At 34.7% G+C, this 25,474-nt stretch carries 28 protein-coding genes, 1 tRNA gene and 1 pseudogene; 13 read left to right on the top strand and 17 right to left on the bottom strand.

Annotation, left to right across the window (positions count from 1 at the left end):
* Positions 1–196 precede the first annotated feature (196 nt).
* Both A3G9_RS0102825 and A3G9_RS0102820 read left to right on the top strand, forming a co-directional pair.
* Positions 197–421: a hypothetical protein gene (locus A3G9_RS0102825; RefSeq protein ID WP_002816438.1), complete on the top strand. Its 225-nt coding sequence runs from the start codon at positions 197–199 to the stop codon at positions 419–421.
* A gap of 166 nt (positions 422–587) precedes the next feature.
* On the top strand, positions 588–818 hold the full coding sequence (locus A3G9_RS0102820) for a hypothetical protein (RefSeq protein WP_002816439.1): 231 nt from the start codon (positions 588–590) through the stop codon (positions 816–818).
* A gap of 53 nt (positions 819–871) precedes the next feature.
* Here A3G9_RS0102820 and A3G9_RS0102815 read toward each other — a convergent pair whose 3' ends face one another.
* Positions 872–2,119, bottom strand: coding sequence for a threonine/serine exporter family protein (locus A3G9_RS0102815; RefSeq protein WP_002821818.1), 1,248 nt, complete (start codon positions 2,117–2,119; stop codon positions 872–874).
* Positions 2,120–2,920: 801 nt separating this feature from the next.
* Here A3G9_RS0102815 and A3G9_RS0102810 point away from each other — a divergent pair.
* On the top strand, positions 2,921–4,204 hold the full coding sequence (locus tag A3G9_RS0102810) for an MFS transporter (protein WP_002818797.1): 1,284 nt from the start codon (positions 2,921–2,923) through the stop codon (positions 4,202–4,204).
* Positions 4,205–4,327: 123 nt separating this feature from the next.
* On the opposite strand, the gene A3G9_RS0102805 is transcribed toward A3G9_RS0102810, so the two are convergent.
* From A3G9_RS0102805 to A3G9_RS0102775, 7 genes are all read right to left on the bottom strand, one after another.
* Positions 4,328–4,804: a GNAT family N-acetyltransferase gene (locus A3G9_RS0102805; protein WP_002821819.1), complete on the bottom strand. Its 477-nt coding sequence runs from the start codon at positions 4,802–4,804 to the stop codon at positions 4,328–4,330.
* Between the two features lie 39 nt (positions 4,805–4,843).
* Positions 4,844–5,059: a hypothetical protein gene (locus A3G9_RS1000000110350; RefSeq protein WP_002816443.1), complete on the bottom strand. Its 216-nt coding sequence runs from the start codon at positions 5,057–5,059 to the stop codon at positions 4,844–4,846.
* Positions 5,060–5,098: 39 nt separating this feature from the next.
* Positions 5,099–5,602: a GNAT family N-acetyltransferase gene (locus tag A3G9_RS0102795; protein ID WP_002818795.1), complete on the bottom strand. Its 504-nt coding sequence runs from the start codon at positions 5,600–5,602 to the stop codon at positions 5,099–5,101.
* 1,079 nt (positions 5,603–6,681) lie between these two features.
* Positions 6,682–7,323: a hypothetical protein gene (locus tag A3G9_RS0102790; RefSeq protein ID WP_002818792.1), complete on the bottom strand. Its 642-nt coding sequence runs from the start codon at positions 7,321–7,323 to the stop codon at positions 6,682–6,684.
* Positions 7,324–7,398: 75 nt separating this feature from the next.
* Positions 7,399–7,899 carry an acyltransferase family protein gene (locus tag A3G9_RS0102785; protein ID WP_002818791.1) on the bottom strand — a complete coding sequence of 167 codons (501 nt, stop codon included), beginning with the start codon at positions 7,897–7,899 and terminating at the stop codon, positions 7,399–7,401.
* 168 nt (positions 7,900–8,067) lie between these two features.
* On the bottom strand, positions 8,068–8,907 hold the full coding sequence (locus A3G9_RS0102780; protein WP_002818790.1) for a hypothetical protein: 840 nt from the start codon (positions 8,905–8,907) through the stop codon (positions 8,068–8,070).
* Positions 8,908–8,997: 90 nt separating this feature from the next.
* Entirely contained in the window at positions 8,998–9,276 is a 279-nt protein-coding gene (locus tag A3G9_RS0102775) for a hypothetical protein (protein WP_002818788.1), read from the bottom strand.
* A 226-nt stretch (positions 9,277–9,502) separates the two neighbouring features.
* Here A3G9_RS0102775 and A3G9_RS0102770 point away from each other — a divergent pair, with 226 nt between their 5' ends.
* The 8 genes and pseudogenes from A3G9_RS0102770 to A3G9_RS0102725 all read left to right on the top strand — a co-directional run bounded on the left by A3G9_RS0102770 (position 9,503) and on the right by A3G9_RS0102725 (position 14,014).
* Entirely contained in the window at positions 9,503–9,790 is a 288-nt protein-coding gene (locus A3G9_RS0102770) for a DUF3892 domain-containing protein (RefSeq protein ID WP_002818787.1), read from the top strand.
* Between the two features lie 673 nt (positions 9,791–10,463).
* Positions 10,464–10,832: pseudogene (locus A3G9_RS1000000110345) on the top strand (helix-turn-helix domain-containing protein).
* A 114-nt stretch (positions 10,833–10,946) separates the two neighbouring features.
* Positions 10,947–11,162, top strand: a complete 216-nt coding sequence (locus A3G9_RS0102755; RefSeq protein ID WP_002816448.1) for a CsbD family protein — start codon at positions 10,947–10,949, stop codon at positions 11,160–11,162.
* Between the two features lie 273 nt (positions 11,163–11,435).
* Positions 11,436–11,762 (top strand): DUF3892 domain-containing protein, encoded by a 327-nt coding sequence (locus A3G9_RS0102745; protein WP_002823723.1) that lies wholly within the window; start codon positions 11,436–11,438, stop codon positions 11,760–11,762.
* Between the two features lie 266 nt (positions 11,763–12,028).
* Positions 12,029–12,352, top strand: a complete 324-nt coding sequence (locus tag A3G9_RS0102740) for a hypothetical protein (protein WP_002818780.1) — start codon at positions 12,029–12,031, stop codon at positions 12,350–12,352.
* 195 nt (positions 12,353–12,547) lie between these two features.
* Entirely contained in the window at positions 12,548–12,721 is a 174-nt protein-coding gene (locus A3G9_RS1000000109785; RefSeq protein ID WP_002818778.1) for a zinc ribbon-containing protein, read from the top strand.
* Positions 12,722–13,459: 738 nt separating this feature from the next.
* Positions 13,460–13,675, top strand: a complete 216-nt coding sequence (locus tag A3G9_RS0102730; protein ID WP_002818776.1) for a helix-turn-helix domain-containing protein — start codon at positions 13,460–13,462, stop codon at positions 13,673–13,675.
* Positions 13,676–13,729: 54 nt separating this feature from the next.
* On the top strand, positions 13,730–14,014 hold the full coding sequence (locus tag A3G9_RS0102725; RefSeq protein WP_002818775.1) for a hypothetical protein: 285 nt from the start codon (positions 13,730–13,732) through the stop codon (positions 14,012–14,014).
* A gap of 581 nt (positions 14,015–14,595) precedes the next feature.
* Here the strand turns inward: A3G9_RS0102725 and A3G9_RS0102720 are convergent.
* Positions 14,596–14,679, bottom strand: a tRNA-Leu gene (locus A3G9_RS0102720).
* 104 nt (positions 14,680–14,783) lie between these two features.
* Here A3G9_RS0102720 and mscL point away from each other — a divergent pair.
* Positions 14,784–15,173: a large-conductance mechanosensitive channel protein MscL gene (gene mscL / locus A3G9_RS0102715; RefSeq protein ID WP_002816455.1), complete on the top strand. Its 390-nt coding sequence runs from the start codon at positions 14,784–14,786 to the stop codon at positions 15,171–15,173.
* Between the two features lie 154 nt (positions 15,174–15,327).
* Positions 15,328–15,987: a deoxynucleoside kinase gene (locus A3G9_RS0102710; RefSeq protein ID WP_002826451.1), complete on the top strand. Its 660-nt coding sequence runs from the start codon at positions 15,328–15,330 to the stop codon at positions 15,985–15,987.
* A gap of 48 nt (positions 15,988–16,035) precedes the next feature.
* Here A3G9_RS0102710 and A3G9_RS0102705 read toward each other — a convergent pair whose 3' ends face one another.
* The 8 genes from A3G9_RS0102705 to A3G9_RS01000000109425 all read right to left on the bottom strand — a co-directional run.
* Positions 16,036–16,872, bottom strand: a complete 837-nt coding sequence (locus A3G9_RS0102705) for an undecaprenyl-diphosphate phosphatase (RefSeq protein ID WP_002818771.1) — start codon at positions 16,870–16,872, stop codon at positions 16,036–16,038.
* A 10-nt stretch (positions 16,873–16,882) separates the two neighbouring features.
* A complete protein-coding gene (gene pepV, locus A3G9_RS0102700; RefSeq protein ID WP_002821820.1) occupies positions 16,883–18,304 on the bottom strand; it encodes a dipeptidase PepV in 1,422 nt (473 codons plus the stop codon).
* Positions 18,301–19,965, bottom strand: coding sequence for a putative polysaccharide biosynthesis protein (locus A3G9_RS0102695; protein ID WP_002818766.1), 1,665 nt, complete (start codon positions 19,963–19,965; stop codon positions 18,301–18,303). The genes pepV and A3G9_RS0102695 overlap by 4 nt, the downstream gene beginning before the upstream one ends.
* A gap of 48 nt (positions 19,966–20,013) precedes the next feature.
* On the bottom strand, positions 20,014–20,934 hold the full coding sequence (locus A3G9_RS0102690; protein ID WP_002818764.1) for an ABC transporter ATP-binding protein: 921 nt from the start codon (positions 20,932–20,934) through the stop codon (positions 20,014–20,016).
* The gene (locus tag A3G9_RS0102685) at positions 20,931–22,085 is read right to left on the bottom strand and encodes an ABC transporter ATP-binding protein (protein ID WP_002818762.1); all 1,155 of its coding nucleotides are present in this window, start codon (positions 22,083–22,085) and stop codon (positions 20,931–20,933) included. The genes A3G9_RS0102690 and A3G9_RS0102685 overlap by 4 nt, the downstream gene beginning before the upstream one ends.
* Before the next feature lie 2 nt (positions 22,086–22,087).
* Complete coding sequence (locus A3G9_RS0102680; protein WP_002818760.1) at positions 22,088–23,101, bottom strand: ABC transporter permease; 1,014 nt, start codon at positions 23,099–23,101, stop codon at positions 22,088–22,090.
* Positions 23,101–24,024 carry an ABC transporter permease gene (locus A3G9_RS0102675; protein WP_002816403.1) on the bottom strand — a complete coding sequence of 308 codons (924 nt, stop codon included), beginning with the start codon at positions 24,022–24,024 and terminating at the stop codon, positions 23,101–23,103. Before A3G9_RS0102675 ends, A3G9_RS0102680 begins: the two co-directional genes overlap by 1 nt.
* A 74-nt stretch (positions 24,025–24,098) precedes the next feature.
* A partial coding sequence (locus A3G9_RS01000000109425; RefSeq protein ID WP_018025221.1) for a peptide ABC transporter substrate-binding protein occupies positions 24,099–25,474 on the bottom strand: 1,376 nt, incomplete at its 5' end.

Here is a 25,474-nt window from a genome sequence, read left to right as displayed (position 1 = left end):
AGTTCTGTTGTATTGATAATATGTTGTGTTAATTAAACCAATATATAAAGTAGCCTAAAAAAAGATTAAATTCGTTTATGAATTGATAATAATTCAGTAATTCGCCTATTCGTTTGTCAAATTATTGGTCGTTTTTTTATACTGTAAATCTGATCTTATCAATATTAAAGTACAATAATTGAAAGGAGGATTTTTAATGTTTGATGTCATAAAGAGTTTATTAAAAACAAATGATCATGTTGTTATTAACTTTTCCGATTCAAGTTCCCGGGAAATAAAGAAAATCGAACGTTACCCCAAGAACTTGGATATTTTAGTCGGAACAGATACAGCAAATTTTTTGATTTATTTCAGTACCGATAAAATTGTAACGGTTATCCCCGATGCACATACAACGCATATCAATCCGCTTAATATTTAATAAGAATTACCATTCCAGAGATTTTTAAAGCTTTCTTTGTTTATCTTGAATTATCCGACTTATTAAATTCAATATATTGCTTTTTCTTAGCATAATTTAATCTTCGTTTTACTTAAGAACAATATGATATTGCCATCAGCAATTAACTGATGATAGGAGATAGAAAATGAAATTAACAAATACAATCAAATTGCTAAATAGGTTTCATAAAGAAAGTAGTTCGAAAGTTAATCTATCAAAAAAAGAAATCGTTAATCACCAGTATGTTAAAAAAATAGAGCTGTTCATTGAGGTTATCAAAAATAAAATTTATATTGTGCCAATTAATACTATCTATGCATATAAGCCAGTTAGAATAGAAGTTAGAAATACTAATAACTGTAATGACCGTGCTTAACAGTAATAAAAAACCAGCCTTTTCGCTGGTTTTTTATTACTGTTATTTTTTTATTAGTCACTATAACGCCACTTCTTGTCCATGAGAAAACGAGCCACAAAAAGTCCCATTGGGAGAAACATAATTATAAGGGCAGCTTTGGTTAACCACAACATGCCGGCATTAATTGAATCAAGACCAATATAATAAACAGCTCGATAGATATATAATCCAGGAACCATAATAACTATTGAAGGAACGGTCAAACTAATACGGGGATAACCAGTTTTCCGGTTAATAAAAGAAGCGAGAATACCGGCCACTAAAGATCCGAAAAAGGCCGCCGCCGCAGCTGGTATATTCGTTAGATCGACCAATTCCAGTCTTAAAGTATTTGCAACAGCTCCGATACATCCGGATAAAGCAGCCATTTTCCAAGGACTATTAAACATCATGGAGAATCCATAGACGCCACAAAAACTTGCCGGTATTCGAAGAAGCATTAAAGTTAAAACACTTAATCCAAGTGGCAAAAAATTCCCCGGTTTAAAATCAACCAGCAAAGCGACTAACCATCCGACTAGGGTCGCCACAATTGTAATCATTAGAGCGTAGGATAATCTTTCCAAGCCAGAACGCATATCCGATTTGGATAAATCAAGCATGCTTGTTATAAAAGGAAAACCAGGAACAACGAAAAGCATCGCTCCAATATAACCGACTTCATGCTGAGATGATATAGCAAAAGATAATTCAAGCAATTTGAAAATAAAAAGATAAGATAAACATGCAACAGCGACTCCGGATGCCGTACATACCAATGTCGTTATCTGATGGTCGATCATCTTTCTACGGGTTAAATTACCAATACCGGCCCCAATAAAAGAACAAATCATTTCCACTAAACCACCGCCCAACAGAAAAATAAAGGCGCTACATGCCAAGGCAGCTCCAAATGCTGCTGAAAAAGTTGAATAAATAACCGCTTTTCTCTGCACTGTGTCCAATTTATTGTGTATTTGGCGAATAGTCAATGAAGAACAATCGTTTCCGAATTCTTTGACAAAACGTTCCATCTGATCGAGTTTATCCGTATTGACACCAGTTTTTGGAAGCGAGAGAACCTGAGTGTAACTTAAATTATTACTGAAACACGTATACTCGATCGAAATCAAACCAATATCCGCGGAACAGGTTATGCCAAGATTCCTGGCAATTGTGTTCATGCCCTCTCTTACCCTCCAAGCACCGGTTCCGCATGAAAGCATCAAGATACCAACTCGCCCAACAATCGAAGCTTTTTCTTCCAGACTTGCCCCCAAGGATAATATATCCCGCTTTTGAATGAATTTACCCCAATGTATCGTCATATGGTGGTTATATAATTGCTTGACTTTACTTTGTGGTTTTATATTTTTTTTGATAATCCCTCCCCTTTGAAAAAATAATGATTTGAAACTTATCCCTGAAATTTATGAAAAATGAAATGAAATTTTTTTTCATCCAAAGCTAAAAATAATTACGTATTAAAACGTCATTAGACAAAACTTAAATCCTAACCGGATAGAATATCTCATTTATGGAAAACGGTAATTATTTCTGAGAAAATAAATTTAACAAACATGCTTTAATTTACAAAAAAATAGTTGAGATATCAAGTAGTAATTGCCGATTCAACAGTAATCCTAGTATATTTCCCGTTAAAACAAATAAAAACCGTCAGTATTTTGACTGACGGTTACGCAATGTGAATTAGTTACAACTCAAATGTTCAATTTAAAGTTATTTTATGTTTTCTGTAGTCGACTATCGGCTACACAAAATAATATATTTCAAAATTATTAAGCGAACATAAAAGAAAAATTAAAAGAAAATAAAAATGCAAATTATCCTAGTTTTTGATCAGCTGATACAATTATCAAGGCTCACTTTTTTTAATAGAATTTTATATAAAGCACATTTTAAAAAGTTTTGTTTTTAAATCAGGAAAGGAAAATATATGTTATTCAGATTTTTGGCCATGCTTATTTTTACCCATATCAAATGTAATTGATTGATATGGGTCATTAAAATTAAATTGCATTTGGAAACACTCATATTATCTCAATATAAGGAGCAGCTAAATGCAAAAACAGAATTATAATTTTTTTATTTTAATATGGTCGACACAAACGTTATCAACTCTCGGTAATCTGATTATCTCTTATGGAATCGGCATCTGGATCTTCCTGCAAACACACCGCGCCTTGGATGTCGCTTTAGGAATTACGGCCTTCTACTTACCTGCCTGGATATTTTCCAGAATGGTGGAAAAATATATAAAACTGTATTCACCGGAAAAAATCCTTTTATACACTAGTTTATGTGGTTTATTTCTCTGGGCGCTAATAGAAATAATAAGAAACTATCAGCAATCTTTAATAACAATTTACTTTGCACTAATCATTAGTGGCTTCCTAAAATCCTTTCAAGTACCAGCACTTGCTATTTTCATTAGAAAATATAGTGAAAATAACGATTATCAAAAAAATATCAGTCTTTTTTCACTAGGAAATGCTACAACAGCATTAATTAGTCCTGAGATAGCGACCGTATTATTAAAAGTTGGAAATGGAAATATAAATAGTTTATTAATTACTAATATAATCAGTTATTTTGGAATAATTTATGTATTGCTAAGAACCTTGAAAATCAAAAATATTTATTCAAAAGAAGAAAACAAAGAACAAATCAATCCGACAAAAATAAATATTAAAAAGAAATATCCTACAATATGCATATTAATAGTATTTACTTCAGTTATGAGTTTCTGTTCCAATAGGACTTACGAGAGTATACTATCGCCGATGATTCTATCTCGTAGTAATGAGAATCAAACCGTGTTGGCTATCGTCAACAGTTTTTTCGGCTTAGGAAGTATCTGTGGTGGAATATTGCTTACCAAAAAAATTTTCACGATAAAAAATCCTTACACAGTATTTTACTTATCAGCGTTAATATCATTTTTATTTGGCGACAGCCTAATGGCTCTTGGACAGAATTGCCTTATTTGGTGTTTAGCGGCTATCGCGGCAACGATTCCAATGCCCTTTGTAACGGCAGCAAGCAATATGATAGTGTATCAAAATGCGAGTGTAAATGATCATCCCAAACTATTTACACAGATAAATTCTTGGGAAAGCCTGATGATACCAATTGGCGCTTTTCTAGGAGGATATCTGGCCGATAATTTTTTTACTCCCTTAATAAGCAGAACAAATAATTTAAGTTTTTTACTAGAAAAAGTCGTCGGAAAGACCGAAGGAAGTGGTATGGCTCTCATGTTTTTGGGTACGAGCATAATTGGCAGCTTTTTGAGTATCAGCGGATTTTTTATTAACAAAATGATATCAATAAACAAAAAATAGTTTTGGTCAAATAATAATTATTTTGCTTTTATTAAAAACGGAAAAAATAAAAGTTCTATGAATCAAAAACATTAATTTAACGAGTGATACCCAAACTCATTTCATATTTTAAAATTCGAGACTTCATTTCCTCTGAATATAAACTTCCAATAAAGATGCCTTTATTTTTCTCAATGATTTTTTTGAAGCAATATTATCTACTTCACAAGTTACGATAGCTTTTTGTAAATTCATTTCACGAGCTTTGATCAAAGCAAGTTTTAGTATTAGTGATCCGTAACCCTTTTTTCTATATGCAGGTGCAATATCATAGCCTATATTCCCGCCGAATTCTAGTGCTTGTTTACGAATTCTTGTAACGCCCAAAACGTGAAAGTTATCATCAACCGACCAAAAAGTCGCCTGAGCTACACGATCTTTGGGCAAATCGGTTCCTTGGCCTTCTTTCTCTAAAAGCTTTATGTATTCATGAAAATTATCTAAAGCCATTTTATATTTGTCGTAATAAGATGTCTCGCCTTCGGCCAAATAAGACTCAATGTATTTATAAAAACTTTGTTTATATTCAGCTTTTGCTTTATCCAAGAATATTTTTGCCATCAGAATCTCCTTAAAGTTAATTAATTGATGAATAAAAAATTATTTACTCTCAATTTTAGAAAATTTGACTGTTTTATTCTTTAAAGATATTTTGCTAACAGAATATCCATAATCAGGTAATTCCTTTTTATAATTTAAAAAAGAATGATCAATCTCAAACCCGAGAATTTGTTTGATTTGCTCAAAAGACAAAAAGAAATCTTCTTGATCTAATTTTCCTATGTAATTCCAAAGGGGTGCGTATTTGCTTGTCATCTATAATATCCATTTCATGTTAATAATTATTAAAAGTTTTCAATTGTTAAAAATTTTCGCCATATAAAATTCGCTAACATAATTCTGTTTTTGAAAAATAGAATCTTGGCGCAATCCTTCAACAACAAAACCATGCTTTTTATAGAGGCTTTGAGCGATTAAATTATTCTGCATAACGGTTAATTCTAAACGGTGAATATGATTATCAAGTGCCCATTGATCCATTGAATTAAATAATTGATCACCAATTCCCCGATGTCTGACCGCTTTTAAGACACCAACAACAACATAACCGAGATGCTCAATTTTTTTAAAAATGGATCTATCAACGGTCAAATTACCGATAATTGTGCCCTTTTGGTCTTCGGCTAAGAGCCATAATCCATGCTTTCGATTTAACTGGCTAATTTTATTTTCAATATCCAAACAACAATCTTGCCGTTCTTCAGGATATAAAAGCATTAAGTCAGTTTGTTGATCTAATTCTTTTTGAAATTTCAATATCTTCTGTGCATCTGAAATAACTGCCTGTCTGATTAACAAAATTCGCTCCAAATTCAATTCAAAAAACTTCAATTGCTAAAAATTATAACAAATCATTTCTTTGAAACATAAGCTATCTTATAAAAATAGTAAGTAAACTGCTTTCAAAAATAATTTGTTTTTCCAGAAAATAGGATTTTAATCGAGTTGTTTCAGATGGAAAATTTTATTATAATATCTCGTGTAAGCGTATACAATGGTATATCGCTTACAGTTTTAGTTTTCATATGTTTTAAGATTTGAATTGTATTGGTTGTAAGTGTTTGTTTGAATAACTGTTGTTGATGATAAAGGCGGTAGTTGTAAATACTCAAATTGTACTATTTGAAATAATCAAAATAATCTAATGAAAATAAAATTGCTCCTGATTTAATATCAGGAGTTTTTTTACATTAATTATTAAAAAAACAGCCATTTAATGGCTGTTAATCATAGGAAAAACGGATTTTAAATAAAGGAGAATCTCTGCGAGGGCGTTGTTTCAAGCGCCAAGTTCTATTATAATACATTAATGTAAGCGCATACAAAATATGTCTTACAAAATTACTTTTTTATTAAATTATCAAATTAAAACCGCCACCAATAAAGGTAGCGGCTGTAGCAAAAAATGCCTTCTCAGGATTTTTTGTGTGCCTTACGGCACAAATCAATTATACAAAAACTCTTGGTTTTCGTTTGCCAAGAGTTTTTGTTTCCAAATTTTGTAATTGACTTTAAATTCAATCACTATCAAATTAAATTTAAAATCAAAAAAATAAGATATTTCATAAAATTATTCTTAAAGTCGAAAATTAAAAAACCGCTACTAATTTAATAGTGGCGGTCCCAATATCGATCTTTTCATCAATCGATATCACATGAAAACTGAATTAGTTAATAAAAATAATTTAGTTCTAGGCATCAAAGATACCCGTGGTTAATTTTACCAAATCGATTAATTAAAAGACAATCATAAAAATAATTTCCATTCAGCTAAAAATTTTAATTGTCAGTCTTACTTATTAAGCAATTGGCAAACTGAATATTTTTTAAATAAAAAAATCCAGTCAAACTTGAAAAATTTTATAGAGTCGCCAGAACTATCTTTCAAAGGTCGATGATCTAAATAAACGCTCATTAACAATCCGAAAAGGATGCCAGTTCGGTCGCCCAACCAAAAATCCAAAAGGTGGCACTTTATAACAAAACCAGGCAATCATAAATGAAATAGCAATTACAAGTACCCAGCCAAATGGAATTAACATCATCATAATCCAGTCCGGGAGCGAAAATACAGATAGCAACCAACTCAACATTAGTAAACCGAGTGTTTGATTAAGATACATACCAAAACTTACTTTCACTGCTAGATTGATAAAGTTTTCAAGCCATTTGGGAAAACCGCGTTGACGAAAGGTAGCATACTTCTTACCAAGCCAAAAAATAAGATTCAACATCACAATATCGTAACAGGCAATATACGGTTGATGGAGAGATAAGGAACTATCGCCATCCATCCCAAGAATTTTTTGATCCCAAATACGATAGTAAAACAACATGCCAATAGCCATGATAATCGCAAGAGTTGCAATCGCATGTATATTTCTCTGCAAAAAGGAATAAATCTCTCGATAATGCAAGCAGGTATAAACACCATAGAGCATGTAGAATTGATAGGCAAAAATGTTGATGCTCGTTGCCTTAAACCAGTAAGGCCAGCTGGAAACATCCATTTGTGGCATGATAAATTTAACGAAGAAAACTAAGGTTAATTGACAAACAAAACTAATAAACAAGATTTTATTATGAGAATTCGGTCATTTTTTGAAAATCCAAACTACTAGAGGAAACAGCAAGTACAGTTGCATTACCAAAAGCATGTAGTACATATAAAAACTGCTTCCATGCATAACTAATGTTAAATATTTGTTTCCAAAATTGCTAAAATTATAATCGGTACTTCCCAAAGCAATCATCAATAACATTAATAATCCATTCCATGTTAAATATGGCCATAAGCTGCCATTGAATCTTTTTTTAAAAAAAGCCGGCCAATCATTGCGATTAAAATAAGTTAAGGTTAAAACAACACCGCTGATAAATATGAATCCCATGCGAGTGTAGTGAAACATAACCCGCAAAGTCCGTACAGTATAATATGTTTCGCTTTGTGACATTGCAAGAGTAAATTTATTAACCGTGTGATTAAATAAAACTCCAAAAGTAAAAAAGATACGCATAAAATCGATTTCATGTAAATGAGTTCGCTGGGATTGTTTCGGTGGATTAATTTGTTTCAAAGAATCATTTTCTTTCATGGCTCGTTTCAATAGCCACAATTTTAGGCAATTACAATGGATTTTAATTTAAATATAGATTAACTTTAAATAAAAAAACTGGCTAAAATATTTGAGTGATTCTCCGCTTTTATTAACAAAAATCTTCAATCTTAAGATTGAAGACTAGGACAAAATTAAAAATATAGATTAAAAAATACCAGGAAAATTGTTTTTAATATACCCGATCGCAAATGACTTTCCCGACTCGAAAATAATTTGAGTTATTGTATTGATACCATTTATTAAATTCGGATGTTGGTCAAAAAAATCATTTAGTTTCTCCTGATCGAAATCCCCATTTTCAGAAATCGAATTCAGAAAGTTGCGAAGCTTTAAAATATCGCCATCAGAAAGATGCTTTAAATTTCGACTGAATTCGTTGAGAACTCTATTTCTTTGCATTTTTATTTCAGTCTTTTTATCAATTTGACCAAAAATAATTCGATTGTTTTTACTGTCAATTTGACCATTTTCAACTATAACCGAGTTAGTGATATTAGGATTAGAAAGATTTTCTTTATTTTTATTAAGGTAATCATTTATATCGGTTAAATCGGTTGCAGATAAAAGATTGTAGCCCCTATCCCTAATTAAGATTTTTTCGGGTTTATAAATAATTATTCCCTTCGCAGTAATTTTTGTTTTCCGATTGAAATTTATTAAATCATTATCACTCAAATAATTTAGTAAATTTAATTTTGCTTGAGTAATGAGGGAAAAATTACTAAATTCTCGATTAAAGATCTCCTCTAGAACTTCAAGTGATTCAAAGAGTATCAAAAAATCTTTCCCTTTTTGTGTCAATCTCGGATTTAACCAATAAGAATACCAATTTCCACCAAAATTAGGTTTTCCAACAAATAGCTGTTCACCGGAAAGTTTATCGATATTATCTTTATATCGATTTAGAAAATTAGCTTCAATTTGTGTTTTTCCAGAATCGAACTCTCTCAATATTTTCAGATCATTGATCAATTCATTAGTCATTTAAATGACATCCCCTGTATTTTTCAACCAGATGAACCCAACAACTAAATTTTATTATTTTTGCTTATCAAATGAAACAAAAAAACAGTCCTATAACTGTTCAAGTAATTCTTTGTTCAGTTTTGCCTGCAGTCTTTTGATTGTTTTATGATCCTTGTCATAGACCGTATAGATTGCAAACAAATGTGTTTGTCCATCAGTTAAAGCAGCAATACTGTCGCTGTCTGCAATCGATAGCTGCTGATTGTTGAAATCCATATCGACAATTGCCTTGTCGTTTTCTTTGGCATTTGAGATTATCTCTTTAACGGCCGTTTGTGCTGCAGGAGTCAATTGGTTAATACTTGCTCTTAAATTATTCACAATCATCAATTGTAGGACAGACAGTTCCACTCTTTAAAATAGTAAAGGTTATTTAATAATTAAAACTGGATCAAAAAGTTTACCAAAAAGCATGAAACAAGTTTAAAGACAGTATCGCTATTATCTAAATAAATAATATGTTTTATTTTGTTCTCTGGTCTTTCGTTAAAATAGACTGAGGATGAAATTTAATCGTATCGAGTTTATGACTAAAAAAGGAGAATTATCTTAGATGAAATATGAGATTGTAGCCATCAAACTTTCTAAAAACGAGCAACGAATTATTGGAGTGAAAATTAAACAAAGCAGATTTAAACAAACCTTCGGAGTACCGGATATAGTTGAAGCTTTTGATATTACCAACAGAATTAAAAAAAATGATAAATATTTTTATATAGATCAGCAAGGTCACAAAGCTGAAGTAGAATTTGTAAATAAACACGATATATTAAAGGCCTATATAAAAACTGCCGGTCAATCGAAAAAAAATGATAGTCTAAGAAGCTTACCCACTTTTTAAAAATTAATTTTTAATCGAAAGCAAACAAAAACTGTTGAATTGCTCAACAGCTGAAGCTCACTTTTTAGATTTGAGCTTTATTGGTTTTGAAGACCAATAAATATTATACAAAAAACACCAAGTAACATTTAAATATTGATTTATGATTTTTAAGTTATCGCAATAAGCTAACACTCCCTAAAAATACATAATCAATGAAACGATCGCAAGAATCACAGTAAAAATACTAATGCCCCAAAATCCAGTTATTCTAGTGATTAATATCCCGCCTGCTAGACCGCCCAAGGTCTCCCCTAAATACATCGCTGCATTTGAAATGGACGATACTGTACTTCTGGCAGTATCGGTAGTTTCCTGTAAGCTCTTTAATGCACATATTAACTGATACGTTTTCAGTGACAATTAAAATTCAGTCACTCGATTAAATATATTCATAGCGAAAACACATTTTTCAAACATCCGATCAACGAATCAAATATCTTTCGCAACCGGATAAAAGCTTTCGAACCGGTATTTTTGGCTAACAAAGCAAAAACAACTTGCGCAAAGATAGGTTAATTGATGCGAGATATCATGGTTTGGTTGCTAGACAGAGGTATGTTTTCAGAACATACTTTATTGTGTAAGAGATTAATTCATGGATTCGAAAATCTAAGAAAAGAGATAATTAAAAATGGCTAAATTCCCAGAACAGTTGAAAAAATATCGTAATAAGAAAAATTTGTCCCAAGAAGATTTAGCGGGAAAATTATTTATCTCCCGCCAGGCCATCTCCAAATGGGAAAGTGGCGAAACAACTCCCGACTTAAATAATCTAATTAAATTATCCGAGCTTCTGGACGTTAGCTTGGATACTCTGGTGTTGGGCAGCGAGTAACAGAATTCCAGAATCGATAACAAACAATTCTCGTTTGATCCAAACAGCGGTAATTATAAAAGAAAATATGGTCAAATGAACGTTTGGGATTTTCTGGCTCGTTTTTGGTGGCTAATATTTGCAATCGGTGGTTTTATTGCCTGGATAATAAGAGGTGGAAACTAGATTTCAAGTTATCCCCTTTAAGTAGTGGATTTAATTTAACTTTCATCTCAATCTCGTATAATGAAGTTATCGGTAAGCGTTTAATCTTGCTGAAATAACCTTAAGGAGAGTAATATGTCATCAAAAGATAAAGCTGATTCACTGAAGGACAAAACCGCTGGTACTGCCAAAGAAGTCGAAGGCAAAGTTACCGGTGACAAAACTCGCGAAGGCGAAGGTAAGATGCAAAAAACAGTAGGAAAAGCAAAAGATATTTTGTCAGATGCTAAAGACGCCGTTAAAGAAAAAGTCGACGAAGCAAAAAAGAACATGAACAAAGAAAAGAAATAAATCACAGTAAAGGAATATGACCAATAAAAAGAAAGTTCAAGAAGAAATCGAAAAAGATAAGATTAAGCTTCAAAATAAGACTCTTCCTCCAAAAATAAAGAAGGAAGTCAATAAAAAAATTAATAATAAGAAGACCGATTGAGGTCTTTTTTTATATATTTTTTAATGTTTTTTGGGAAATTAATTTCCTGCCCCTTTAAGAGAATAAAATACAATAATTAATACAGTAAATATATGCATGTTTACTCCAATAAAACTTTGTAAAATTAGAGTATGGCAAAGAAGAAAGCAAAATTTAAAAGAGAAATAGTGGCAGTTAAATTGTTTGTGGATCCTAAAGGAAACAAAAGAGTTGTTGCAGTGAAACTTGCCAGTCCAAGAGTAACAAAGGATTATAGAATAAGTTATCGCGCAAGTGCCCATGATATGGACCAGGAAATAAAGAGTGATATTAGTTATTTTTATATCAATCCTTCCAACCGAAAGAAGGCAAATAAAGTTAAGGTCGTTAGCAAGAAAAATCCGAAGAAAAGTTATGTATTAACCAAAGATAGTGATTCGGAGATCGATAATCTTTTAAAACTACCACATTTCCAATAATAGAAGCAATTTTGATCGGTGATTTTGAAACGTTAATTTCCCAGTCAGGCCACGATATAAATTATTTAAACTCAATGATTCTCATATAAAAAAGAAATCGTTGTTTAGTTTTATTTTTGTGCGTTTTTGTCATAAATATTGAAAATATCAGCAACAGATTCGATAACTTAAAAATTTTTTTAAAAATATTTTCGATACTTTCAACTATTAATACTGTTTCCTTAATTGCATAACCTTTTTCTAATTTATTGATAGATAATTATTATATGAATGTTGATGAAAGCGAATATAAGATTCTAATGGCCCTCTATCGTTCCAACAACCCGATGGCAATTGACAAATCTGAAGCTTTAAATTTCTTGATCGAAGAAAGATACGTTAAAGAAGTACGAAACCACGGCGATTATGATGAAAATTATACCAATGGCTATGAGGATCAATACACTCTAACAAATCGGGGAAGAAACTTTTTATTAACACAGTTGGATCCACAAGCCTATGCCCGCAAGAAAGTTCAAAAAGCCTATTTACTCAGCTACTTTGCGATCGGAATTTCGATAATCGCATTAGTTCGTTCCCTCTTCTTCTAAAAGAGAACGATAAATTGTTATATCGTATTTGAATTATCAAACTAGATATTATTCTAGATTGTGAGTTCTCTGTTTCAGCGAATTTGGGTAGTTAAACAGTTTTTATTTCACTTCTTGGTTAAATAATGTGTAAGCGCTACCTTTTTGTACTAAAATAAAATTAAATTTATTTTTCAAGGAAAGAGACAGGGGTTAATGTTTAAGAGTGGTGATAAACCGGGTGCTGGACGTTATAAGTGTCTGACTTGCGGGGAAATAATTTATTTGTTTAAAAATTCGGATGTTCTGCCATCTTGCCCAGAATGTAAGGCTGCAAACTGGGTTAAATTCAAGCATGCTTTAAGTCAAAATTCAATTCTTCATTTGTAAATATTTATCAATATTTCTGATTGCTAATAATTACACTCACAATTTTGTTGAGCAATTTATAAATGAATTTTTTTGGTCTTTTTTAAGATTTCTCCCAATACCGATATTGGTTCGCTTTGGGAAAAAATATTATTAGACGAGGAACTCCTGCTTAATGCTTCAAGAAGGAACATAACGATTTTAAAAAGCCAAGATTAAAGCATTTCTTTCATAGTTTCCTGCAAGTAAACCCATCTGCCTATTTTTTACTAAATCAATTTGTCTCTTCGATTTAAACGGAATACAGTTGCATAAGAAAACTCGCAGTATCTTTATTCAATTTAAAGTAGGTATAATAAAGATTTTATATATACCGTGGAAAATAAAAACCGACGAAAATGACGAATATTTATGTTCATTTATTGAATTCAAGTTTTGTGTGGAATTTTTATAGTAAAACGTTTCTCTAATAAAAAACTATTTTATAAAAATACGTTCGCCGTCACGTTAATCCGTTTGGAAGAGATAGAGAATCTGGTTATTATTTTTGTTAATTTTAATAGTATTGTGTGCAAATTTTTTTATTAAAGCGCTTCCCTACTTGCTGATTATTATCGCTTTGACTTATGCTTTTATTTATTGGCGGCTATTGTTAATCGTTGCAATATTTATAGGAATTTATTTTTTTAACAAGCGCACCAAGAAAGAATAATTATAGCCAGTTAATCCTGGTGTATATAAATACTACGGAGGGGATAAATGGAAGATTCAAACAAGGCTGAATATTTTGCTAACAAATTGTGTTTAGCAATAGGCCAATCAAATCTATCAATCAGTGAAATAGCAAAAAGATCAGGATTACCTACAAACATAATCATCAATTGGCAGCAGGGAAAAGTTTTTCCAAAATTATCCAGCTTGGTTAAACTAGCCAAAGTGTTTAATAAAAACGTGAGTTGGTTTATAAACGAATAAAGTTTACGTGCAACAACCTTATTCACGTTAAAAGATGGGATACATTATAGAGAAATGAGAGTTAATTTAAAAAATCCCGTAACGAAGCAACTTAAACGGACTAAAGTAGGTTTTTCATGGACAGTATTCTTCTTTGGGTTCTTTCCAGCTTTGTTTAGAGGAGATTGGCTATGGTTTCTAATCATTATTATTGCTGATAGTGTTATCTTCGGAGTAGCTAGTATTGTATTTGCATTCATTTATAATCGTCTTTTTATAAATGAATTACTTTCTAAAGGTTATGAAGGTGCAGATCAATCATCTAAAGATATCCTTATTTCAAAAAATTTTACCATTTAAAAAAATTCAGTAGTGTAATTATGTTTTTAGTCACCCGATCGTGGCGTACATAAGTAACCAAATTATGTTAAGTTTTCATCAACGCAGAAAAGCTTGGGTCGCTGACGTTTCCTAATAAAAAAAAACACACCTAATGCAATGCTTACCAGCTTTACAAGAAAAAACTTTCAGAATTTTATCAATTCCTTTGAAAAAACAGGTCTAAGCAGACAGTAGTTAAAAGAAAAGTAGATATCCATCAGGCACATTAAGAGAAGCTCATGCCAATTATTTGATTAATAAAAGTCCAACCCAACGTTTAAATATTGTATATACAAAAGTAGCAAAAGATTCTGATCTCAAATTATTAGAAAAAAAGAAGATATAACTTAAATACTAGCTGAAACATCAAAAAAATCTAACTCTGACCAATTTTTTATCACAACTATTCTAAAATTTATGGCCCATTCGTGGCCATAACGTTGAAAAACATGTAAAAACAGGTGGAACAAATAAATGTGTGTAATGCCCACCCCCTTGTGGGAGTATGAAAAATCCCGATATATCAACTATGACGATATATCGGGAAATCTATTAAATAATGCCCCAAACAGGAGTCGAACCTGCACGAGATTGCTCTCACAGCGACCTGAACGCTGCGCGTCTGCCAATTCCGCCATTGGGGCTTAAATAAATACGACTAGTCTATTATCGCAAAAAAGTAGTCATTTTTTCAAATTTTTTGCTATCATTTTCAAGAAAGTTTTTTTATTTAGAGGAAGAAAATTAAATGTTAAATGAATTTAAGCAGTTTATTATGCGTGGAAACGCAATAGATTTAGCTGTTGGAGTTGTTATGGGGGCTGCCTTTACAAGCATTGTTAAATCTATTGTTACAAACTTGATCGGTCCAATAATTGGCATATTCGCCGGTGCAGTGGATTTATCGTCGCTTAAATTCTCGATTGGTCCAGCTGTTTTTAAATATGGGGCCGTTTTAAATCAGGTAATCAACTTTATTATCGTTGGTTTTATAATATTCTTGATTATAAAGGCTATCAATAAATTCTTTAAAAAGAATGAGAAAAAAGAAGATGCCGAAGCCGAATCAGAAGTTAAATTATTAACTGATATTAGAGCGGAACTAAAGAAATCCAATCAATCCACGAACAAAGCCTAAAGATCGTATAATTCTTATAATATTTTAAAGCGCCGTAAAGACGCTTTTTGTATACAACAAGTTTATTTTAATTGAAAATCCACAGACTTATCCACCCATTTTTGTTCGCCTAGATGCTAAATTATCTAAAGACAAACTGTGAAAGCGGGGAAATATGGTGATAATAACAGCAGGAATGATCGGTGTAGGAAAAACAACATTAACAAAATTAATTTCCGAGCACTTGGGCACAGAGCCATTTTATGAGCCGGTGGCGGATAATCCAGTTTTGCCTCTATATTATTCGAATCCCAAACAATATGGCTTCTTACTCCAAATTTATTTCCTAAATCGACGTTTTAGCATGATCAAGGCAGCTTTGGCCGACGATAACAATGTTTTAGACCGCTCAATATACGAAGATGCCCTTTTTACAGAGCAAAATCACTTAGATGGGAACATTTCCGATCAAGAAATGAATGTTTACAATGAGCTTTTAAATAATATGATGTCCGAATTAAAAGGCCTAAAGAAAAAGGCCCCTGACCTAATGATTTATGCAGATACCGATTTCGAGACAATTTTGTATCGGATAAAAAAACGAGCGCGTCCTTATGAGCAATTTGATAATAATCCGAGTCTTCGCGATTACTATCATAAAATGTGGGCTGCTTACAAACAATGGTACGAAGAATACGACAAATCTCCTAAAATAAAAATTGATTTACAACATTGGAATTTGGAGGATCCAGAAAACCAAAAAGTCGTTCTTTCGATGATTGACGATAAACTTGCTGATCTGCGTGGAAAATCTTTTAGGATGAGAATTGCCTAATCAGTTTAAGAGATAAAAAAAGAGCTTGTCGACCAAACTCTTTTTAATTTAATCAATTATGCCAATCGCACCTAAAGCAATAACTAGAACACCAAGAATGATACGGTACCAGCCAAAAGCTTTGAAATCATGGGTCTGAATGAATCTTAGCAACCATTTAATAACCACATAAGCAACTACGAAGGAAACAAACATGCCGACTAACAATATAACGATCTGTTCTCCACTGAACATTCCATGAGAGTGAAGATAACTCCCAATTTTTAGAACCGAGACACCGAGCATCGTAGGAATCGATAGAAAGAAAGAAAATTCAGCTGCGGCTTCACGACTAACGCCAATTGAGATTCCGCCAAGAATAGTTGCACCAGAACGGGAAGTCCCTGGGACGATACTTAAAACTTGAAAAAAACCAATTTTTAAAACATCAGCAAGAGTCAAATGATTAATTGTTCTAACTCTTGGCCGCCTATTCTTTTGATAATTTTCAATGAAAATAAAAGCAATTCCATAAACAATCAAAGCAATCGAAACAACCAACCAATTCATTAAATGCTTGTCCATCCAGTCGTTGAGAAGAAATCCTATGATAACCGAAGGTATAACCCCAACTACAACTTTTACCCAAGTTGCCCAAATATTAAAACGTTGTTTTTCTGTTTTGCCGCCTCCAAAGGGCCACAATCTTTTCCAATAAAGCAGGACAACGGCAATTATCGCTCCTAATTGGATAACATATTCAAAAGTTGTCGTGAAAGCTTTATTGGAAGATATTTTGACAAACTGATCGACAATAATTAAATGACCAGTCGAAGAAATCGGTAGAAATTCGGTAATTCCTTCAACGATTCCTAAAATAATTGCTTTTAAAATTCCAAAAAACATAATTTCCCCTTTAGTCTAAGTTTGCTATTTCGTAAATCGCTTGAGCATAAATCGAGGTCGCTCGTTCCAAGTCGGCAATACGGAAATTTTCATTCGCTTGATGCATTGTCGCTTCGGCATCAGGAAATAAAGCTCCATAGCCAACTCCCCTTTTCATTAAACGACCAAAGGTGCCGCCACCAATTACTTTATCATAGGCCGCTTCACCAGTCTGCTTTTGATAAATATCCAAGAGTGTCCTAATAAGAGCATCATCTGGAGCGACATAATGTGGTTCTTGTACAAGCCCTTTATTAACAAAGGGTTCTTTCATGGCTTTTGGCTTGCTCGAATTGAGCCCTTCTAAAATTTGCTTATTATTCGTACTTTTTGGAAAACGAATATTGAGATTTATAAAACTGTCTTCCTGATCGATAAAATGCATAATACCAACATTCATCGATAAGTTGCCCATAACTTTATCAGTTGAAGCAATGCCGAGTTTTTCGCCCTTTGGATCTTGATGAGCAACCGTACCTAAGTAATTCAAAAAATCCTTGGCATTCTCAGAAAAAGCAAAATCCTTCAAAAACTCAGCAAGATAAGTGCCGGCATTTTTTCCCTGTTCCGGCCATGCTCCATGAGCTTGTTTGCCCTCAAGAGTGATTGTTAATCGATCTTTTTCTAAAGATGCAGTTCCGGATAATACAGTCTTACCAGAAAGATAATTTTTGAATTCACCAATGAAGGTATCAAGATCATTACCCTGAATAATAGCGACAGCTTTGCCAGGAACCATATTGGTCCGATAGCCAGATTGAAAGTTCAATAATTTCAGGCGGCCACTATTACGACCGGCAAAATGAAGCTCATACTGTGCCAGACCCTTTTCGCCATTAATGATCGGAAAATCGGCATCCGGCGAAAATCCTAATAGCGGTTGGGGCTGATTTTTAAAATAATAATTAACTCCCGTCCAATCATTTTCTTCATCACTTCCGAGAATAAAGCGGACCCGATGTTTTAATGGCAAATTAAGATCTCTAACAATTTTGAGACCATAATAAGCAGCTAAGCCCGGTCCCTTGTCGTCAGCTGTTCCTCTACCGAATATCTTGCCGGAACGTTCAACAGCCTTAAAAGGGTCCGTTTCCCAACCATCGCCGGCCGGCATGACATCAACATGTGCAAGAATTGCCACATATTGATCATCGGCGCCTTTCGGTGCATACTCCAAGTAGCCAACAACATTTTTTAAAATTTTTAACTGAAATTTATCACGTCCAGTCATCTCGGAAAATTTATATAATCCATCGCGTGGTCCCGGTCCCAAGGGCGCATCGTCGCTGCTGTTAAGATCATCACGAACAGACTTTACAGCAACAAGTGATTTTAAATCTTTTAATAATTGTTTTTGAACCTTACTTGATTCACTTTTCCAATCAATTGTCATTTTCGTTGAACTCCCTTAAAAAATCTTGCCGGTATAAAACGTCTAAGAAGCTCATCGGCAACATTAAATCTAATCAGTAGCAATATACCAACGATTCCACCAAAGAATACTGCTACAAGAAGAACGATAATTTGTGCAAAACGCGTTAACGGAAAGACTAATTCAAGCAGTTTAACAACTATCGAAGCAGATATCAAAACAGAAATTCCAATTACAATAGTTTTGAATAAATCGGCACTAGTATCAAGAATACTGACTTGATAATTCTTTTTAATCTCATTTAACAAATAACAGCTGCTAAAAACGAAACCAATTAGAGTGCTTAGCATCGCACCAGTTGCCTGTAACATATAAATCATCGGCACCTGGAAAACCATTTTCAAAAGAATTCCATAAATCAGAGCCTTCATCGCGGTCCGAGCGTGACCGAGTCCTTGAATGATAAAAGATAAAATAGTGAAGTAACCAAAAAAAATGGCAACAATCGCACTAACTTTTAGCAGCTGAACTCCAGCAAGCAAATCCGGATCGCTGGTTCCGTAAAAGACCGTGTACATCGGCAAGGCCACAGCATAAAGGCCAAACGCACTCAAAAGCATAGCAACATAAAAAAGACGATAAATATTCTTGATCTGTTTTTTAATACTTTCCCAATTATGATTGGAATAGGCATTGGAAAGCATCGGCAAACTCGTCTCTGCAATTGCAATTGCAAACGGGACAATAATCAACACCAATTTATTTGCATTGGCATTGAAACGAGCAAATTGAATGATCAACTGTTGATCAGAAAAATCAAAAAAACGGTTCATCGAAGCAAAGTAAGTAAATTGATCAATTAATTGATAAAAAGTCACAGCAGAAGCGACAACAACAAAAGGAACTGCTTGTTTTAGAATTCCAAAAATCAGTTCCTTGGCATCGACACGTTCTTTTCTATATGAATTTCTAGCTGCATCGACAAAACGCTCGCGGTGATTTGCAAAGGCATAAAGCAGGTAAAACATTCCCAACAAAGCGCCAATAAAGGCAGCAAAAGTCGACTGGACAACCGCTCCCTGCCAATTTAAAGGGTTTGATCTCATCACAATAAAAGTCCCGGCAAGCATGTAAATGACACGGGCAACCTGTTCGAAAATCTGACTAATAGCGGACTCTTTCATCATTTGGTTACCTTGAAATAAACCCCGAAACATCGACATAAAAGGAAAAATAAACACAGACGGCGCCAAAGACCAAAGCACTGGCGTTAAAAAGCGGTGTCCGGCTGCCAGAATAGGCGCTGACAATCCTAAAATCAAGGCTGAAGCCAAACCGGTCAATAAAGCAATTTTTAAACCCTGCCAAAATAATTTCATTGAAGTCTGGGCTTCGTTAATTGCGTTATAGTGGGCAACCAAGTTACTTATCGCCGTGGGAATTCCAGCTGTCGCAATCATTAAAAACAGAGCATATATGGAATATCCCATATTAAAAAGGCCATTCGCTTCAGTCGAATATCTGCCGATAATGATTGTCCAAGGAATGATATAAAGTGCACCAAGAATTCGGGAAAAAAAGTTTCCAAAAGTAAGCCAAACTGAGCCACTAACTAACTGGTTTTCAATGCTTTCTGTTTTCTGGACATAGCTATCCTCGGATTGTTTATGAATATTCGTCAAAAGAAATACTGTTTACATTCTACTAAATTAAAGCAATAAAAAAAGCAGTTAGCCTCTTGCGAATTCTGCTGCTTCTTCATCGGTCGAAAAAACAAAATGACCGGGTGTAATTTCATGCATCTCGCGTTTTTTGCCATCAGTTTCGCTGGTAGGATCATACTCAATTGGTTTTCGGGAAAGTTCTTCTTGAGGATCCGGGATCGGAATGGCGCTTAAAAGGCTCTTAGTATAAGGGTGGATTGGATTTCCATAAACCTCGTCGGAGGTTCCGATTTCCAATATTTTGCCCCAATGCATCACTCCAATCCGGTCGGAAATGTACTTAACCATCGACAAATCATGAGCAATGAACAAATAAGTTAACTTTTCCTGTTTTTGAAGCTGCTTCATCAAATTAACGACTTGGGCCTGGATAGAAACATCCAAAGCCGAGATCGGCTCATCGGCAATAATAAATTTTGGCCGAACAGCCAGTGCTCGGGCAATACCAATACGTTGTCTTTGACCACCTGAAAACTCGTAAGGATAACGACTGGAATGATCTTTATTCAAACCAACCAATTCGAGTAAATGCTCAACTTGATTATCTCGATCTTCCTTATTTTTTGCCAAATGGTGGATATCGATTCCTTCAGCAATAATATCCTTAACTTTCATTCGACCATTAAGACTTGCTTGGGGATCCTGAAAAATCATTTGAGCATCTTTACGAAAAGATCTTAATTCTACAGATTTCATTTTCAAAACATCTTTGCCTTCGAAATGAATTTCCCCTGATTGTGGTTCATAAAGTTTCAGAATTGTACGACCAATCGTTGTTTTTCCAGAACCGGATTCACCAACTAATCCAAAAACCTCACCTTCGTAAATATCGAAGCTGACATTATCGATAGCCTTGACTTCGTTTGCATTTCCGGGATTAAAAGCCAGATTAAGATTTTTAACCTCAAGTAATTTCTTATCTGTCATATATTGTCCTTTCCAGTTACTTCAGCTCCGCTTTTTGGAACAGCAGTTTCTTTGGCCGTCTTCTTTTTTTCGGCAACACCAAACTTTGAAATTTTTGGCAGAGCACTTTTGCTCCCAAATTTCTTCCATTTGTCCCAACGCTTCAAGATTTCTTTTGGAGGAGTTATTTTAGGTGCGCGTTTATCTAAAAGCCAGGTAGCTGCATAATGCGTATCACTCAATTGGAAAAATGGTGGCTCTTCTTCATAGTCAATATCCAAAGCATAGCGATTTCTGGGAGCAAAAGGGTCGCCTTTTGGCAAATTAAGTAAATCCGGTGGCGTACCGGGGATCGAAGAAAGTTCATCCGTATCAATATCGGTAGTCGGCATTGAATTTAAAAGACCCCAAGTGTAAGGATGTTGAGGATTATAAAAAATTTCTTCCGTCGTGCCGTACTCGACAATTTGACCAGCATACATAACAGCCACTTTATCAGCCATGCCGGCGACAACACCAAGATCATGAGTAATAAAAATAATCGAAGAATCAATTTCGGATTGAATTTCTTTCATTAAATGAAGAATTTGAGCTTGAATAGTAACATCTAGAGCAGTCGTTGGCTCATCGGCAATCAAAATATCCGGATTTCCTGCCAAGGCAACAGCGATAACAGCACGTTGGCGCATACCACCGGACCATTGGTGCGGATAATCCTGAAAATGTTCTTCGGCATTTGGAATACCAACTTGTTTCATTAATTCCAATGCCTTTGCAGCAGCCTGCTCTTTTTCAATATCTTCATCATGAAGGAGAATGACTTCCATAATCTGTTTTCCGATCTTCATGGTCGGATCAAGACTCGTCATTGGATCCTGAAAAATCATCGCAACTTCGCCGCCGCGAAGTTCCTCGAATTCTTCTTCGCTGAACTTCAGTAAATCTTTTCCTTTATAGAAAATGTGGCCGGCGGAAATTGTCGCATTACTTGCATTTAAGCCCATTAAAGTATGTGTTGTAACGGATTTGCCGGAGCCTGATTCGCCAACAATTGCCAAGGTCTCGCCTTTGTTAAGTTCAAAGGAAACGTTTCTAATTGCTTTGATTGTACCGGCGTAGGTATGAAATTCTACTGATAAATTTTTAACTTGTAAAACTGGTTTTTCCGTCATGATTAGTCTCCACTATCGCCGCTTTTTGGATCAAATGCATCTCTAAGGCCATCGCCAAATAGGTAGAAAGCCAAAGAAATCAATACCAGAAAAGTACCTGGAATCAAAACCAAATATGGATAGTATTGTATCTCGTCACGTGCATCATTGATCATTGAACCTAGAGAAGAGGTTGGTGGCTGAACACCTAAACCAAGAGCAGAAAGAATAGCTTCAGAAGTGATTGCTTGTGGAATTGTCATCATTAACTGAACAATAATAGTTGAACTTATGTTAGGAATGATGTGTTTCATAGCAATTTTTAAAGGTCTTTCCCCTAAAACAGTTGCCGCCAAAACATAATCCTGCTCTTTAACCGAAAGTGTTTGTGCACGAATCTGTCGGGCCATGTTAATCCAACCGGTTAGAATCAAAGAGATTATAACCGACCAAATTCCGGCTCCAAGCAACAAAGTAAATAAAGTAACGATGACAATAAAGGGAACTGAACTTAAAATTTCAATAAAACGTTGGAGAATCAAATCGATCCAGCCACCCTTCCAGGCGGAGAAAACACCGAAACTAACACCAATAATCAAATCTCCAAGAGAAGCGACAATCGCAATTGTCAAAGAAATTCTTATTCCGACAATAACTCTTTTAGCAACTGAACGACCGGTATCATCGGTTCCTAAAATAAAATTCTTGCCAGCCGGGACATTCTGATCTGAATAAAGATCATCGCCATCATGCTTACCTTCCCAACCAGGAATTGGCAGGCCAGACTTTGGTGGCAAATCTTTATAAGTCGCTATCTCGTTTGGATTAAACTTATTTGCCTGCTGTTGACTCAAAAATGGGACCATAACAATTGTGAAAACAGATATTGCAATTAAAAACCACATTGAAACTACGGCAACTTTATTTAATTTTAAACGGCGCCATGCATCCTGCCAGAAAGTTAACGATGGTTTTTGAATTTTTTCATTATCGGAACTTGACTCGATTCCAACAACTTGAAAGGTCTTTTCAGCCATTAGTCTTTACCCCCTAAACGAATTCTTGGATCCGCTATCGCTGTGGCAATATCGCCAAGTAGAATCATAACCTGTAATAAAATCGTATACACGATTGTTGTTCCCATGATAACTGGATAGTCTTTTGAAGAAATCGAGGAGACAAATTGGTTCCCTATTCCAGGAATTGAAAAAATCGTTTCAATCAGCGCAGAACCTGTCAATAACCCGGCCGTCAAAGGTCCAAGCAAAGTCAAAACAGGAATCAAAGAATTTCGAACGGCATGTTTCATAATAACTTGGCCTTCATCAAGGCCCTTAGCGTAAGCTAATTGAATCTGATCAGAGTCCAAAGTTTCCAAAGTCTGCGACCTTGTAAAACGAGCAACAAAGGCAATGACACCCATTCCCAAAGCCAAAGTTGGCAATACACTGGACATCCAGGAATTCCAACCAGTTATCGGAAAAATCGGCATATCAATCGCAAAGAAAAGCATTAACAACATTCCCAACAAAAAGTCCGGCAAGGCAGTGAAGAAGAGAGTGATAATACTCAAACTATAATCGCGCGCCGTGTTCTTTCTCATCGCTTGGTAAGTACCGATATACATTCCTAAAGGAACACCGAGTATCAGAGCCTGAATACCTAATTCCATCGAAACAGGCAAGCGTTGGCTTATCATCAAGCTGACACTTTGACCGGTGTTAATGTATGAAGTCCCAAAATTAAAGTGAGCTGCATTGACCAAATAATTAAGAAACTGTTGCCAAATCGGTTTGCTCAAACCATATTGCTTACTCAATTGAGCAATTTGCGATGCGGAGAGTTTCGGGTTATTGAAGGGTGAACCCGGCATCCATTGCATCATCACGAATGTAAGTGCGGTAACAATAAAGACCGTAAGAACCATCATGAGTATTCTTTTTAAGATGTATTTTGCCATATTCCTTCACTTTTCTATAAGTTTCATATGTACGAGAAAACCGGAATTAACCGGATTTCCTAAAAAATATTTATTTACTTCTTTGAACGATAAGCGTTCCAGAAGTAATAAGGAGCACCAGATGAGAAGTATTGAACACCCTTAACTTTTGAATTCGAAAGTGTCGCTGCATTTACCCAGAAAACAGGATTAACACCTGCATTTTGATAAAGAACTTTTTCGGCTTTGATTTCGTCAGCAGTACGCTTGGTATCACTCAAAGCATTTTTATCGGAAGCGCTCTTAATAAGTGCATCGTATTCCTTGTTCGACCAGCTTCCATCATTGTTAGAACCACCAGTAACGAACATATTCAAGAATGTTAATGGTTCAGAATAATCAGCACTCCAAGCTGCTAGAACAACGTCGAAATTATGATTTTCCTGATCAAGCAAACGTTGTTTGAATGGAACCAACTTCTCTTTAACTGTCAAACCAGGTAATTCTGACCATGACTGTTGCAGGGTATCAAGCGTCGACTTAGTTACTGTCGAATCCGATGATCCTTCAATTGTCAAAGTCAACTTCTTCAAGCCAACTTCTTTCATGCCTTCGGCAAACAGTTTCTTCGCTTTTTTAATGTTGTAGGCATAAGCGGTTGCTTTGGCTGCGGCTTTAGCAAAGTCGCCACCAGTGGCAGTTTTAGCCAAACCGGCTGGAGTAATCCCAGTAGCCGCTGAATCAAGACCTTCGGAAACCGAATTAGCAATGGTCTTTCGATCAGTTGCCAAGTTTAAAGCCTCACGAATCTTAGCATTGGTTAGGCCTTTGACCTTGCCAGTCTGGTTGTACTCAAGATAATCTGTTTGAGATTGATTATAAATCTTAAAATTCTTAGAATTCTTATATTTCTTGATCTGCTGTGGCGTAGACAAAGTTACCTGATCAAGTTCGCCCTTGTTGTAAAGAGCCAGAGCAGCCGTTGTATCAGTCACAACTTGGAAATTAACACCTTTGTTTTTAACTGCCTTGGCATCCCAATAGTTCTTGTTTGGAACCAACTTAAATTTCTTATTGGAACCGTTCCAACCGACAAATTTATAAGGACCACTGTAAACCTGTTTGGAAGAACTTGTACCAACCTTGCTTCCCAAACTCGACTCAAACTTCTTGTCTTGTGCGAAGAAGACTGGAAAGGCCATTAAGTTCTGGAACTGAGGCATTGGGTGTTCTAGGGTGACAACCAAAGTTGTTTTGTTCTTTGCTTTGATTCCCAAAGAACTCAAGTCCTTATTCTTGCCGGAATTAATNGCNTCNGCNTTTTTAATTCCNGANTANATNTAAGCATACTGACTTGCCGTCTTTGGATTAACCGTTCTTTGCCAGGCATACACGAAATCCGATGCAGTTAGTGGATCTCCGTTTGACCATTTCAAGCCCTTGCGCAAATGGAAAGTCCAAGTTAAACCAT

The sequence above is a fragment of the Oenococcus oeni DSM 20252 = AWRIB129 genome (assembly GCF_000372485.1).
Classification (GTDB): domain Bacteria; phylum Bacillota; class Bacilli; order Lactobacillales; family Lactobacillaceae; genus Oenococcus; species Oenococcus oeni.
Note: the sequence above shows the minus strand (reverse complement) of the source record. Positions and strands in the feature narration are given on the sequence as shown.

Excerpts from the sequence above, each read along its gene's own strand:
- A3G9_RS0102825 (WP_002816438.1), top strand. The coding sequence starts at position 197 with ATGTTTGATGTCATAAAGAGTTTATTAAAAACAAATGATCATGTTGTT.
- A3G9_RS0102820 (WP_002816439.1), top strand. The coding sequence starts at position 588 with ATGAAATTAACAAATACAATCAAATTGCTAAATAGGTTTCATAAAGAA.
- A3G9_RS0102810 (WP_002818797.1), top strand. The coding sequence starts at position 2,921 with ATGCAAAAACAGAATTATAATTTTTTTATTTTAATATGGTCGACACAA.
- A3G9_RS0102805 (WP_002821819.1), bottom strand. The coding sequence starts at position 4,804 with ATGGCAAAAATATTCTTGGATAAAGCAAAAGCTGAATATAAACAAAGT.
- A3G9_RS1000000110350 (WP_002816443.1), bottom strand. The coding sequence starts at position 5,059 with ATGACAAGCAAATACGCACCCCTTTGGAATTACATAGGAAAATTAGAT.
- A3G9_RS0102790 (WP_002818792.1), bottom strand. The coding sequence starts at position 7,323 with ATGCCACAAATGGATGTTTCCAGCTGGCCTTACTGGTTTAAGGCAACG.
- A3G9_RS0102785 (WP_002818791.1), bottom strand. The coding sequence starts at position 7,899 with ATGAAAGAAAATGATTCTTTGAAACAAATTAATCCACCGAAACAATCC.
- A3G9_RS0102780 (WP_002818790.1), bottom strand. The coding sequence starts at position 8,907 with ATGACTAATGAATTGATCAATGATCTGAAAATATTGAGAGAGTTCGAT.
- A3G9_RS0102775 (WP_002818788.1), bottom strand. The coding sequence starts at position 9,276 with ATGATTGTGAATAATTTAAGAGCAAGTATTAACCAATTGACTCCTGCA.
- A3G9_RS0102770 (WP_002818787.1), top strand. The coding sequence starts at position 9,503 with ATGAAATATGAGATTGTAGCCATCAAACTTTCTAAAAACGAGCAACGA.
- A3G9_RS0102755 (WP_002816448.1), top strand. The coding sequence starts at position 10,947 with ATGTCATCAAAAGATAAAGCTGATTCACTGAAGGACAAAACCGCTGGT.
- A3G9_RS0102745 (WP_002823723.1), top strand. The coding sequence starts at position 11,436 with ATGGCAAAGAAGAAAGCAAAATTTAAAAGAGAAATAGTGGCAGTTAAA.
- A3G9_RS0102740 (WP_002818780.1), top strand. The coding sequence starts at position 12,029 with ATGAATGTTGATGAAAGCGAATATAAGATTCTAATGGCCCTCTATCGT.
- A3G9_RS1000000109785 (WP_002818778.1), top strand. The coding sequence starts at position 12,548 with ATGTTTAAGAGTGGTGATAAACCGGGTGCTGGACGTTATAAGTGTCTG.
- A3G9_RS0102730 (WP_002818776.1), top strand. The coding sequence starts at position 13,460 with ATGGAAGATTCAAACAAGGCTGAATATTTTGCTAACAAATTGTGTTTA.
- A3G9_RS0102725 (WP_002818775.1), top strand. The coding sequence starts at position 13,730 with ATGAGAGTTAATTTAAAAAATCCCGTAACGAAGCAACTTAAACGGACT.
- mscL (WP_002816455.1), top strand. The coding sequence starts at position 14,784 with ATGTTAAATGAATTTAAGCAGTTTATTATGCGTGGAAACGCAATAGAT.
- A3G9_RS0102710 (WP_002826451.1), top strand. The coding sequence starts at position 15,328 with ATGGTGATAATAACAGCAGGAATGATCGGTGTAGGAAAAACAACATTA.
- A3G9_RS0102705 (WP_002818771.1), bottom strand. The coding sequence starts at position 16,872 with ATGTTTTTTGGAATTTTAAAAGCAATTATTTTAGGAATCGTTGAAGGA.
- pepV (WP_002821820.1), bottom strand. The coding sequence starts at position 18,304 with ATGACAATTGATTGGAAAAGTGAATCAAGTAAGGTTCAAAAACAATTA.
- A3G9_RS0102690 (WP_002818764.1), bottom strand. The coding sequence starts at position 20,934 with ATGACAGATAAGAAATTACTTGAGGTTAAAAATCTTAATCTGGCTTTT.
- A3G9_RS0102685 (WP_002818762.1), bottom strand. The coding sequence starts at position 22,085 with ATGACGGAAAAACCAGTTTTACAAGTTAAAAATTTATCAGTAGAATTT.
- A3G9_RS0102680 (WP_002818760.1), bottom strand. The coding sequence starts at position 23,101 with ATGGCTGAAAAGACCTTTCAAGTTGTTGGAATCGAGTCAAGTTCCGAT.
- A3G9_RS0102675 (WP_002816403.1), bottom strand. The coding sequence starts at position 24,024 with ATGGCAAAATACATCTTAAAAAGAATACTCATGATGGTTCTTACGGTC.